Below are 11,631 nucleotides of genomic sequence, written 5' to 3'. Positions count from 1 at the left end.
GCTTTCAAGGGCGGCTCCAAGCCGGTGATTGGGAATGACCTGGCTGCCGCGCGGCAGGTTCACAAGTTCCGGCCCCTTCTCTCCGACAATCGCCGTTCCGCCCGGCGCAAAATCCGTTCCCGATGCAAAAAGCCCAGTGATCTTGCCGGCCGCCGCCAGCGCAGACTGCGAAGATCCACTGGCGAACAGGCCGCCACCGAACAGCCCGGCAAGCGGCCCGGTCCCGAGAATAGCTGCCTGCGCTGCGGCTTCGATCAGCTTGTTAATCAGCGTATCAAGCGCGTCATTGCCGGTCTCGATCGCCGGAATAACCGACTGAAAGCTGTCATAGGCAGTATCGCGGAAAAAGGCCGCCGTTTCCGCTGCCTGTTCCTGTTTCTTGGCCTGTTCATCAATCGAAAGCGTCAGCTTTTCGATCGCCGCCCGTTCGTCTTCCGTGGCATCGGTGCCAGCGCGGCGAAGGTTTGCGAAGACCTTCTTTTGCTCGGCCGACATGGTCGACATATCGAGCTCGTCCTTCAGCGCCTGGATCAGGTCCCTGACAGCGTCCTTTTCCTTTTTGGTTGAGGCACCGCCGCTCTTTCTTGTTTCAGCAAGCCGGGCTTTCTTTGCCGCAAGACTGGCCTCAGCTTTGGCCTGAAGCTCCTCTTCCGTCGCGCTGCCCCCGGCCTTGGTATATTGCGCACGGATCCGCTCGATTTCCTGCTCAAGCGACAGCTGATCGGCCGTCAGGCTGTTCTGGTGGTCAATCTCTGCACTGACCTTGCGGTTTGCGGCAAGCTTGGTTTCCAGTGCCTCACGCCCGGCATTGTAATCATCCAGCTCTGCCATGCGCCGCGCGACTGCGCCATCGGTCGTAACATCCACCGGGTCAAGCACCGTATCGTCCTCGGCAGATCCACCATGGGCCATAGCAGCCATTTTCGCGCCGGCGGCCTGCGCCTGGACAACCTTGTCATGCGCACTTTCGACCATCGTCAGGAAAGCCCGCATATTCTGGAGAAGCTCGCCGACCTTGGTCGTGACATCGATGACGGCGGATTTAAAGTTGGTGCTGACGATCAGCGCCATGGTTTCCCACTGAGCGTTGATATCCTCGGCCTTCTTCAGCAATTCCTCATCCATCACGGCACCCATGTCACGGGCTTCCTGACGGGCATCGGCTATGCTCTGAGCACTATCATCCATCAGCGAGGAAAACTGCTCGGCAGCAGTACCGCCGAACATCTCATCAAGCACACGGATCTGGGCCGCCTTATCAAGTTGACGGATCTTTCCGATCAGCGTTTCGAACATCTTTGCCGGATCGTCGAGCATGCGGGAAAGCTGCCGCGCATTCAGCCCGAGACGCTGGAAGGATTCAGCCGCAGAACCGCCGCCCGTCTTGACAAATTCGTCGGCGCGAAGCTGCATTTCCTTCAAACCATCCGTCAGCGCGTCAACGTCGACTTTCGATTTTACCGCGGCGTATCGCAGTTCCTGGAACGCCTCAAAATCCACGCCGGCGGTCTTGGCTGCCTTTCCGAGATCGGTCACAGCATCCACCGTTTCATGCACAGCGGAGACAACTGCGCCAAGGCCGAGCGATGCGGCAATGCCGGCAGGGCCGGCACTCAGAACGCCGAAGGCCTCACCAAAGACATTCCCAAGACCGCCGATCTTCGATTTGATCGCCAGGAACGAGCTGGCCGTGTCATTCGCAGCCGTTCTCGCCTGCATGCGGATCCGGGTCATGGCGCTTTTGAACTCACGATCATCCGCACCGATTTTGACAGGAATGTCCGGTCTGCTCATGAAGCCTTCCCCTTACGAATGGATTTTTGCGGGCCGTGCCCGGCAACGATCGCGCGGATCCGGTCACGACTGACCGGGCTTGGCGAACTGGTCTTCCCGGTCACACCGTCAATCGCCATGACAAGCTCTGCAGGCGTTGCCGCCCAGAATGTCGCCGGCGTCCAGCCGATCTTTTCCGAACCGATCGCAATCTGGAAAAGCGTGCGGATATGATCCGCGATCAGGACGCCGGCTGGTCTTTTTTTGCCGAGACGGCTGCCTCCACCTGCTCGGAAACTGACACAGTCTCACGCAGGCTGTTGCCCGCCTCGATATGCGCAGTGAGCGCCTTCTCGATCGCCTTGCGCCAGTTCGACTGGTCGGCGGCCGAGATGTTTTTGTCGGAGAGGATTTCTGCCGCAAGCTCGGCCGCCTGTTCATCCGTCTCGGTGACGGCAAGGCAGCGAATGGCGCAGGAAACAGCGAAGGGTTCAAAGCCCAGCAGACGCTGATAGACCTCATCCATCGAGCGGGCTCCGATGGCCTGTGACAGCCGCATCAACCCGCCAAAGGTGACGGCCACGACAAAGGCCTGTTTGCCGATCGTGACCGCTGCCTCACCACGCAAGGGGTTTGCGAAGGCCGTCGCCATCAGGCAACCGCCGCAAAAACGACATCGCCGTCAAAGACGCCGGCAAGGTCGCAGGTCATTTCGCCGCTTTTATCCCCCTGGAAGTTCGCAGAGAGGATTCGCATCGGTCCTTCAAACGTCCCGACACTCGGAACAGTGACCTGATACTCGGCCAGCGTCTGCCCGAGGATATCCTGCAGCACCAGCGCCTGCGTTGCCGAAGACACATAGGCGCCGGATCCTGACCAGCGCACCGACTGGACGCCGCCGATCGAGGAATATTTGAGGACGCCACCCGGATTGTCGCAATCCGGCCTGGTCGTATCGACTTCCTCATTGTTGATGTTGAGCGAACGCTGTTCGACCACGCAGACGATATCGAATTCATCGTCTGCATTCTTGCGCTTGATAATAAGTTCTCTGCCCAGGGCCATACCCAGGATCCTTTCGAAACAATGATGGAGGAAAAAACGCTCACCAGAGCGCGACGATATCCGCAGCCGTGGTGCCGCTCGCCTTCACGCGGGCAAAGACACCGAGCACATAACCGGTTGGGTGGTTCTTCAGCGTCACTTCCGTGCCGCCCCTGGTGATGCCGCAAATGTCACCGCCCTGCCCGACATAAAGCGTCGAGGCCTGCGGCAGATCGGTATCGTCATCCGGCACGACAGGCGCACCGAACCAGAAGGGCTGGTCAAGACCGCCCTTTTTGGATGTGGGGTTCATGGAGTTTTCTCCCTGGGGACCGGTTCTGAAAACCGGAGAGTGAACGATTGATTTGGCCGTCTTCGTCGCCATACTGACCTTTATCTTGGGTTGTCCGTCGCACCGGAACCTCAAGCAAAAGTTAATAGAGACGGAATCTCGCAAATATAACAAAAATAAATAATATCAATTATTTAATCACAGGCATTCATAGTGGCCATAAGAACCTCATAATTGACACTATTCAATAAATTTAATCGCACTATATATCTGGTTCTCTGTTTCAACTGGACCCGCCGATTACATGAGAGAACTCTTTGAACGAGCTCAACATGGAACCCATGCCTCGCAACGTGACCTTCATATTATTCTGGACGCATTGCCAATTCCTATTTCATGGGCCTACACCTCGAGCGGCGAGATCCAATTTGTAAATCTCGCCTTCAAACGGCTCTTTGGCTACCGCGATGACAGCTTCAAGACGGTCGCTGACTGGATTGAGAACACTTACGTCAACGAATCCGACAGGAAACTGACGAGGCAGAGATGGCAAAATATCTGGCAGCCAGCGGGCAGTGGAATTTCCGAAGTTCTACCAATCGAACTCGATGTTCGCTGTGCAAATGGATCCATCGTGACGGTCATCCACCGGGGAACGCTCCTTCATGATATCGGGATCGCCATTGCCACGTTTGAGGACTTTACTGCTCAGAAGCGAGCAGAAGAAGCACTTCATCGCCTGTCCTTCGAGGACCCGCTTACCGGAGCAGGAAACAGACGCGCCCTCCAGATGCAATGGGAAAAAGAGACGTCGGCGCGACTGGGAGATCAAACGCTGCCGCTGACAGTGCTGATGCTAGACCTTGACGGTTTCAAAGCGGTCAACGACAGCCTGGGACACGACATCGGCGATTCTATTCTGATTGAAACTGCCAGGCGAATTCAGCAATCCCTTCAAGCCAATGGAGCACTTTTCCGTTTTGGCGGAGACGAATTTGTCGTGCTGCTTACAGGCTTGGTTACGGCCAAGGAGGTGGAATTTCAATGCACGCATATAAAGCAAGTGATCAGCGCGCCCTTCAAACACGTTAGTGACCATATTCGTCTCGGATTGACAATCGGCATTAGTCAATGGCCCGAGGACGGTCCAAATTTAAGAGACGTACTGAAGAAAGCGGACCAGGCGCTTTATCGCATGAAGAAAACGAACAAAGGAGGCTGGCTATGGCACGGTCAGCCCCAAAGCAATCATTAAGGCTATTCGATTTCATGCGATAAAAGATAAGATAGGTCAGTTACTATTCCGCACTGGCGTCAGCATTGCCCGCCAGTGTCACATAATCCACCACATAAGTCAGCGCCCCAATCCCGAGCGATATCCCGGTCGCGCGGTCGACATAATGCCGGCTTTCGTCCAGCACCATCTCGATCACCAGACCGTCGAGCTTGATCGCTGCACCAAGTGCCGCCTCGATTGCAACAGCCAGCCGGTCAAACTCGATATCGGGATCCTCGGCCTTGAAGTGGACGATGATATCAATCGGCAGACGCCGGTCGTAACCATCCTCACCATTTGGCCCGACACAGGGGCGGATGGTTGCCGTTTCTTGCTTTTCCGACCATGTGGCGGTCAACGCCGGCAGCAGGCTTTCGCGGATCGCTTCGGTTCGGGCGCGTTTGACCTTGCCCGCGCCGGAGAATTCCGGGATGGCCGAAAGCCGGGCGAGAAGCGCGTCAAAAATCTGTGTCCGCATATGCGCCATCAGACATTGCCTTTCAGGAAGAGCACCTTCATCGCCCGGCCGTCGTCAGCCTGATTGGCAATCTCGAAGGTTTGGCCGTTGATCTGAACGCTGTCACGCTGGCTTTCGAGATCATCGAGGCCGGTTGCCGGAACGCTGAGCGTTTGCGTGATCCCCTCGACATCCTGACCGAATTCGTCACCGAGATCGCGGCCGATTTTCTGCCGCAGGATCCCGCGCACCGGCTTTGCCTGCACGACACCGTCGATCGTAAACAGGCAATCGACATTGCCGAATGCCCCGGCGAATTCCTCACCGAGGCCGGCAAACAACTGCGGCCGTGGAAGGCTCATGTCTTGTCGCCCGTGTTACCGCTATTTGCGGACTGAAGCTTTTGCAGTTCATCGGCAAGCGTGCCGTTATCCTCTTCCAGCTGATCGCGCTCGGCCGTCATGGTCTTGAGATCTGCAGCCAGCTTGTCGCGCTCGGTGGTCAGTGCCGTCAGATCGGCACTGCCACTCTTGCTGGCCCTGGTCAGTGCATCCCGCTCGGCTGTCAGACTTGCGACCTGATCGGCAAGGCTGTCACGCTCTTCGGTGAGTGCTGCAATCCGCCGGTCGCTGGTGCTGCCCTCGGCCGAGGTCCTGAACAGGCCGAACACCTGATCGAGGTTATCGGCGGCGGCATCACTGAGGCCCTTGTCGGTGATCGGTACATCCTCGCCTGGCGCGTAGGTCTTGTTGCCAAGCTTCACCGTTGTGTTGAACTTTCGCGTCTTTGCCATTGTTATCGTTTCCATATTTTGGAAGAAGTGCCGGGCGGCTGTTGCGCCCGGCGATCAGAATCAGCGCACCAGTGCAAACAGGCTGGCATTCGGCTCCGGCGCAATCGGCAGCGGGGCGGCCTGCGTCTGGCAGACCGTGCGCGAGGGGTTCTTTTCCGTCCACATGTCGGGGAAACGGGCCATCGGCAGAAGCGCCTGGTCATCGAGGATAGCGCCATAGCCGAAGTGGCCCATGAAGCCCTGCGGATCCATCACGCCAACGCCATAGCTCGGCCAGAAGTTGCCCTTCACACCGCCGGTCGTATAGCCCTGCGAATACTGCACGAAGGTGATCTCGCCGATCACACCGAGAACCGCCGAATACTTGCCCTCAGCACCGGTCGAGACAGGGCCGAACTCCATCGAGCCGGACGCCTGACGGCGGTTGTCGAGCATCTTCTGGAAACGCTCGGAACGCTTCAGCAGCGTCGCAGCACCCGGCCCCAGCGTCACCTCGCGGGCGGTGAAGCCATCGGTCAGCGCCAGCAGTTCGATCCAGTCTTCGATATCGTCAAAGGGATCAACACCACTCTCGCCCCAGCGGGCTGCAGCCGTCAGTGCGATGGTCAGCGATGCGTCGCGGCCGAAGTCGACCGTCTGGGTCGGATAGTTCTCGCCCTCAACAACGACCTTGCCGGTGCGCAGCACTTCAGAGCACATCGCCTCTTCGCGCCGGGTGATCCGCATGTCCTGATCGTCGATGATCGCGGCGATGTTATAGGCATAGCGCTCTTCCGGCGACATGACACCGGCAATTGCCTCGCCTGGAACACGGATCAGATTGCCCGAGGGGCGAAGGGTATTCTGCGGCTTGACATAGGCGGGCTTCAGGCTGGTGGCCTTGAAGCCACGATTGGCGGCATCCTTGCCCGGAACGTCGGGATGAACGAAGGGGGCAAGCTCGCGATCCGGGATGATCTTGTCGAAGACAATTTCTTCCTGCTCGGAAAGCACGGTGGTCGAGAAATAGCGATTGCGCAGGAAGGCTTCCGGGCGATCGCGCGGCGGCAGAACCGTGACCAGTTCGGCCGTATTGAGAAGAAAGTTTTCCATCGGGATTTATCCTGTCGAGATGAAGGAAGAACGGGGCGCTTAGCCGAGCTGGCGGACATAAAGGCCCGAACCGTTGCGGCGGAATGCCTGCTCAACGGTCGTCGCATCATGGCCATCGCCAAAGGTGAGCTTGTCGGCAGCGACACCGGCCGAGAAGTAGGCCTGCGCCTGGACATCGCCGCCGGTGGCATCAACATCGAAGGCGAGCACACAGTCGGGTGTTTCCGAGCCATCGCCGGCCGCTGCGGCCGACAGAATGTGTTTGGCCGAAGCGGTGATTTCGCCGAGAACGGCGCCGCGGTCGAGAACCTGACCGGAGGCAATCGTCACCGTGCGGGTGGTGACCGGAATGTCAGAGACAATCAGATCGTTGGGGGCGTAGCTTGCCGTATTCATGGGGGAGTTCTCCAGTTGGAATGCCGGCGCAAATCAGCGGCCGTGACGGGCTTTCATGGCGCTGCCGACGGCTGCCAGAAGCGATTGCTTTTCGGATGCGGCCGAGGGTGCACCGCCCGCGCCGAGTTTTGGCGTCTTGCCGGCCATCCGGCCCGCAAGGCGGTTGCCGTTCGATGTTGCAGCCGAGGCATTCAGAATGGCGCTGGCCTCGGCAAAGCTGTGCGAGGTGCTGAACGCCAGATGCGCCGCAAGGCCTGCATTGGCCTCGGCCTTCGGATGCATGAGGATCGCCTGGATCCGCTTGCGCTCGGCCGTCCGCGCCGACATCTGGCTGCCCTCATCGCCATCGGGTTCATCGTCCGGGTTCCCCTCGCCCTCACCTTCAGCACTCGGATCGTCCGTATTCTTTGGGTCGTCAGGGGCGCCGGGATCGTCTTCCATGCCTTCGGGTGGGCTATCCTTTTCCGGGTCGGCATTACCGGGATCGTCTTCCATGCGGTTCTGGCCGCGCACGGCAGCCAGCACGTTCGCGGTGAACCCGCGCGTGATCTGTGACATCTGTTTGTCCTCTTGGGGGTTGGTTGATGGATCAGGCCGCAGGGCCAAGGGCAGCCTCAAAGGCGGCAAGCACCTGCGAGGGACGTTGAACGGCATCGGCAAGACCAGCCTCAACCGCCTTCATGCCGCGATAGACGCCCGCCTCTGTGGCAAGGGCCGCTTCTGTCGTCAGCCGCCCGGCGCGATACCGGGCAACCGTTTCTGCAAATTCGATGCGCATCTCTTCCAGTTCGGCAAGCTCGCGCGAAAGCACATCTTCGGGGATCGCCTCATAAGGGTTGAGATCAGCCTTATGGGCGCCAGCCTTCAGGATGGTCACCGCAAGGCCTTCTTTCTTCAGCCAGCCGCTGACATCGACATGCATCGAGACAACGCCGATGGAGCCGCAGACACCGGTTGACGGGATCACGATCATCCGCGCGGCCGCAGCCAGAAGATAACCGGCCGAACAGGCATGATCGGTCAGCACGGCAATGGTCGGCTTGGCGGCGGAAAGCTCGAAGATCTTTTCGGCACAGTCAAAAGCGCCGGTGACCTCACCGCCAAAACTGTCGATTTCGAGAATGACACCCCTGATACTGTCATCAAGGCGGCAGTCATCGGCCTGAATGCCAATCCCCTCATAGGAGGTGACACCGCAGGACTTGCCGATAAAACTGCCCTTATTGACCAGCGAGCCTTCGATTTCGATCAGGCCGATCCCGTCGCTGGCACGGCGCACGCCATTATAGACCTTGTTGCCCCAGCCATCTTTTGCCTCGCGGATCGTCTCACCGATCAGCCCCATCTGTTCGGATCCCGCCTCAGGCAGGCCGAGCACGCGCGGGCCAAAGGCCCGGCCTATCGTCTCGGCCTTGCCCGGATGCAGCATCAGCGGGGTGTTGAACATCCGGCTGGCGATTTCGGGATAGTTCATTGTCTTGCCCTTCCATGAATGGCGGGGATACCAAGCGGATGACGGCGGGCGCCCCGCCCGCTTCCGCTCTGCTGGCCGTTGCTGCGGCCGTTGACACTATCCTCGACCTCGCTGTCCTGATCCGCCTCATCCAGCGACGGCGCCGGGTTCTGATTGCTTTCTACGGGCACAGCCTCAGCCTCGGCCGGATGCGTCAGGCCGAGGCTGCGATAATAGCGGGCCTCACGTGCCAGCTGATCGGCGTCCATCTTCCAGTCCCGCCCCTGTTCGGCCGATTCCTGCTGCAGCGTCGTCAACCGCCGGTCAAGCCGCTCACCGGCGGCCTGTGCTTCGCGCAGCGGATCAATCCAGCCCCGGCCCGGCCCGATCCAGTCGGCATGGCACCAGGCGGCGGGGTTCTGTTCAAACGATACCGCCCCTTCGGGCAGTTCGATCAGGCCCTTGTCGAACACCTCTTCAAGCCATGCCCGATAGATCGGCGCCATGAACTGAGCAGCAAAGCCCGACTTCTTCGCCGTGAAGCCGCGCCAGATCTCCAGCAGTGCCGCACGGGCCGATGAATAATTGACCTGGCTCCAGTCCATGGTCAGCTGCTCATAGGTCAGGCCCACGGCCGAGGCGATCTTGCGGAGCGCCGCATTGACGAACACCTCGAAGTTGGCGTTCGGGTGCTCAGGCTTGGTCAGGTTTGCTTTCTCGCCCGGCAGCAGCGTGTTGATGCGAACACCCGGCAGGTTGATCGGCGCTGCCCCGTAATAGGCCTTCTGCGCGTCCGACATCTCGCCATAGAGCTTGCCGAGCGCACCATCACCGCCCTCGGCATCAAGGGCGGCCATCATCTCCTCAGGATCAAACGGCGTTTCGATAAAGGCCGCCATGATGGCGTTCAGCATTGCCGCCTGGCTTTCAAAATCCTCGTAATCCGTCGATTGCTTGATCGACCGCATGATCGGTGCCCAGTCGGACGCCCCGCGCGTCATGCCCGGCCGCTTCGGATCGAAGGCATGAACGACAATCGGCCTTCCCCATTCGGTGGCGCGCGCCACATATTCCCATGACCAGAGCTTGCTATTGCCGGCAAAAAGGTCGCCCGGATGGCTCTTGCGGAAGTGATAGCCAAGCGGTGCGCCATAATCATCAATCGCAACACCGTCGCGCAAATGCTCACTGTCGAGCGTGCCTTTCGGATTGGAACACCGGGCCGGATCGACCATGTGAATGGCGGTCTGGAACAGTGTCGCGTCATCCTGCCAGACCACGACACCGAAGGCCTCGCCTTCCGGGCCGAAGCGGTTGCGCGCTGCAAGGCCGAGGATCCCGGCCATGTTCTTGGTGCGCTCGGCATCGCACCACATGTCAACATCCTGCGTATAGTCCCGCCAGAGCCCCTCAATCTGGGTTGCGATGGCCTCGGCCTGATCAAAGGTCAGCTTCAGCGTCACATGATTGGGACGTGCGGCAAGCTTCCAGCCGGCGCCGATAATGTTATCGACCAGACGCGACGTGCCGGCGGCACCCCAGCCGTCATTGCGGGCGACATCATTCAGCCGGTCCACAAGCGTCGGGCGTGAGAGCGACAGCGCCGACTGGCCGGAATAATTGCCCGCCTTCCAGCTGGCAAAGCTCGGATGATCGGATGCCGCCCCCTGATAGGGTGCCCGTGTTACCGCAGCACCGGAGACACTCACCATCATCCGGTTGCGCGTTGCCTGAAGCCGGGCCGACTGACGAACAGCAGCAGGCAGCGGCTTGTTGTCAGGTCCATAGAGTTCCACTGTCATCCGAAGATCACCCCTCGCCCGCGCGGACGGCTGGAAGAGCGAATGCCAAGCTCAGTCTCGAGGCCGCGGATATAGGCCCGGAGCGAAGTCCGGTCGGCGCCGGAATAGGTGACCGTCTCACCGGCATAAGAAAGCGTCACCGCACTGCGGCCGGTTTCCAGCTTGTGGAGCGCAAGCCGTGCCTCGGAAAGCTGGCTTTCCAGCGTGATGCGTTCCTCTGTCGTCATGGTGTCCTGCCGTTTCTCTGTGCCGCCCGGCCGGCGCGCCGCATGGCTGCGGCAACGCGATCCGGGACGGTTGTTTGTGTAGGTTCAGCCGCTTCGGTACGTTCTTCCTGCGCCCGGCTGACGGCCTCGGCGACAGCGGCAAGATTGCCGATCAGATCTTCGAGATCGCCCTGCCGTTCCGGCTCAAGCTTCGCCAGTTCCTCGGCGCGAACGTCCCATGCCTCATCGCTCCAATAGGGAACGCCAAGCCGGATTGCGGCGGCGCGCGACTGGTTCATCATGTCGAGCACTTCATTGCGCTGGCCTTCGGGAAGCTTCCAGCGCCAGCGCGGATAGCCACTGCGGTCCTTTTCCTTGACGCGAACCTCAGATGTGGCCTGCTGATAGAAGGCATCACCAAGGCCGGTGGCAAAGCGGATATAGCCCGGCGCTTCCGGGTCATTCTTCTTAAAGTCCCGGTAAAGCCCGATCTTCATCACCGAGGCGTTGAAGTTGAAGAAGCGGGTCGACCACTTCTGTTTCTTCGGCCGGCCGCTCTTGTCATATTCGCGCACCTGGCTCAGCAAAGGCGCTGTATCGCGATTGTCACCGCGGACCATGATCACCTTGGAACGCGGATGACCGCGAACCCAGAACCAGACATCTTCGGTATAGGCATTGCCGTCGATGCCGACGCGATCGATGCTTCTTGGCTTGCCATTCTCATCAGGCCAGCGCTTAGCGATCAGCTGATCGAGCGCCTTCATCACCTGCGGCTCTGAGATATGGCCGGAATGCTCGCGATAGCCGGCAAGATGACTGCCCGCCCGGCTGTCGATCACACCGTAATCGATCACCGCGCTTGCCTTGTTGCGGCCCCAGCCGCGCAACAGCCACTCGACACGGTCGCCCTGAACGTCAATGCCCATGGTGAGCGCCAGACTATCGGCCGGAACGATGCCACGTTTAAACCCCGTTGCATCGGCGCGGTCGCGCAGGTCTTCCCAGTCCACCGCCTTATTGTCTGCCTCAAAGGCAAGGCCAAGC

At 59.6% G+C, this 11,631-nt stretch carries 16 protein-coding genes; 2 read left to right on the top strand and 14 right to left on the bottom strand.

What is annotated here, in order from left to right:
• A partial coding sequence (locus tag HCK86_RS23620) for a phage tail tape measure protein (RefSeq protein ID WP_176086952.1) occupies positions 1-1,794 on the bottom strand: 1,794 nt, incomplete at its 3' end.
• Positions 1,795-1,812: 18 nt separating this feature from the next.
• On the opposite strand from HCK86_RS23620, the gene HCK86_RS24160 reads away from it, so the two are divergent.
• Positions 1,813-2,007 carry a hypothetical protein gene (locus HCK86_RS24160; RefSeq protein WP_246739756.1) on the top strand — a complete coding sequence of 65 codons (195 nt, stop codon included), beginning with the start codon at positions 1,813-1,815 and terminating at the stop codon, positions 2,005-2,007.
• 7 nt (positions 2,008-2,014) lie between these two features.
• On the opposite strand, the gene HCK86_RS23610 is transcribed toward HCK86_RS24160, so the two are convergent.
• The 3 genes from HCK86_RS23610 to HCK86_RS23600 are packed head-to-tail and all read right to left on the bottom strand — an operon-like array spanning position 2,015 to position 3,130.
• Entirely contained in the window at positions 2,015-2,425 is a 411-nt protein-coding gene (locus HCK86_RS23610) for a hypothetical protein (RefSeq protein ID WP_176086951.1), read from the bottom strand.
• Complete coding sequence (locus tag HCK86_RS23605; protein WP_176086950.1) at positions 2,425-2,838, bottom strand: phage tail tube protein; 414 nt, start codon at positions 2,836-2,838, stop codon at positions 2,425-2,427. Before HCK86_RS23605 ends, HCK86_RS23610 begins: the two co-directional genes overlap by 1 nt.
• A 40-nt stretch (positions 2,839-2,878) precedes the next feature.
• Positions 2,879-3,130, bottom strand: coding sequence for a hypothetical protein (locus HCK86_RS23600; RefSeq protein WP_176086949.1), 252 nt, complete (start codon positions 3,128-3,130; stop codon positions 2,879-2,881).
• A 283-nt stretch (positions 3,131-3,413) separates the two neighbouring features.
• Here HCK86_RS23600 and HCK86_RS23595 point away from each other — a divergent pair, with 283 nt between their 5' ends.
• Entirely contained in the window at positions 3,414-4,364 is a 951-nt protein-coding gene (locus HCK86_RS23595; protein WP_176086948.1) for a sensor domain-containing diguanylate cyclase, read from the top strand.
• Between the two features lie 43 nt (positions 4,365-4,407).
• Here the strand turns inward: HCK86_RS23595 and HCK86_RS23590 are convergent, their stop codons facing one another.
• From HCK86_RS23590 to HCK86_RS23545, 10 genes are all read right to left on the bottom strand, one after another.
• The gene (locus HCK86_RS23590) at positions 4,408-4,863 is read right to left on the bottom strand and encodes a hypothetical protein (RefSeq protein WP_246739755.1); all 456 of its coding nucleotides are present in this window, start codon (positions 4,861-4,863) and stop codon (positions 4,408-4,410) included.
• Positions 4,864-4,871: 8 nt separating this feature from the next.
• Positions 4,872-5,204, bottom strand: coding sequence for a hypothetical protein (locus HCK86_RS23585; protein WP_176086946.1), 333 nt, complete (start codon positions 5,202-5,204; stop codon positions 4,872-4,874).
• Complete coding sequence (locus HCK86_RS23580) at positions 5,201-5,635, bottom strand: hypothetical protein (protein WP_176086945.1); 435 nt, start codon at positions 5,633-5,635, stop codon at positions 5,201-5,203. Before HCK86_RS23580 ends, HCK86_RS23585 begins: the two co-directional genes overlap by 4 nt.
• A 60-nt stretch (positions 5,636-5,695) precedes the next feature.
• On the bottom strand, positions 5,696-6,727 hold the full coding sequence (locus HCK86_RS23575) for a major capsid protein (RefSeq protein ID WP_176086944.1): 1,032 nt from the start codon (positions 6,725-6,727) through the stop codon (positions 5,696-5,698).
• A gap of 39 nt (positions 6,728-6,766) precedes the next feature.
• Complete coding sequence (locus tag HCK86_RS23570) at positions 6,767-7,123, bottom strand: head decoration protein (protein ID WP_176086943.1); 357 nt, start codon at positions 7,121-7,123, stop codon at positions 6,767-6,769.
• Positions 7,124-7,156: 33 nt separating this feature from the next.
• On the bottom strand, positions 7,157-7,681 hold the full coding sequence (locus HCK86_RS23565; protein WP_176086942.1) for a hypothetical protein: 525 nt from the start codon (positions 7,679-7,681) through the stop codon (positions 7,157-7,159).
• 31 nt (positions 7,682-7,712) lie between these two features.
• Positions 7,713-8,597 (bottom strand): S49 family peptidase, encoded by an 885-nt coding sequence (locus tag HCK86_RS23560; RefSeq protein ID WP_246739754.1) that lies wholly within the window; start codon positions 8,595-8,597, stop codon positions 7,713-7,715.
• Positions 8,594-10,378: a phage portal protein gene (locus HCK86_RS23555; protein ID WP_176086941.1), complete on the bottom strand. Its 1,785-nt coding sequence runs from the start codon at positions 10,376-10,378 to the stop codon at positions 8,594-8,596. The genes HCK86_RS23560 and HCK86_RS23555 overlap by 4 nt, the downstream gene beginning before the upstream one ends.
• On the bottom strand, positions 10,375-10,605 hold the full coding sequence (gpW, locus tag HCK86_RS23550) for a gpW family head-tail joining protein (RefSeq protein ID WP_176086940.1): 231 nt from the start codon (positions 10,603-10,605) through the stop codon (positions 10,375-10,377). Before gpW ends, HCK86_RS23555 begins: the two co-directional genes overlap by 4 nt.
• Positions 10,602-11,631 (bottom strand): terminase gpA endonuclease subunit (locus tag HCK86_RS23545; protein ID WP_176086939.1); only part of this gene is annotated, 1,030 nt, incomplete at its 5' end. The genes HCK86_RS23545 and gpW, both read right to left, overlap by 4 nt.

It is taken from the genome of Martelella sp. HB161492, assembly GCF_013184775.1.
Taxonomy (GTDB): domain Bacteria; phylum Pseudomonadota; class Alphaproteobacteria; order Rhizobiales; family Rhizobiaceae; genus Martelella.
Note: the sequence above shows the minus strand (reverse complement) of the source record. Positions and strands in the feature narration are given on the sequence as shown.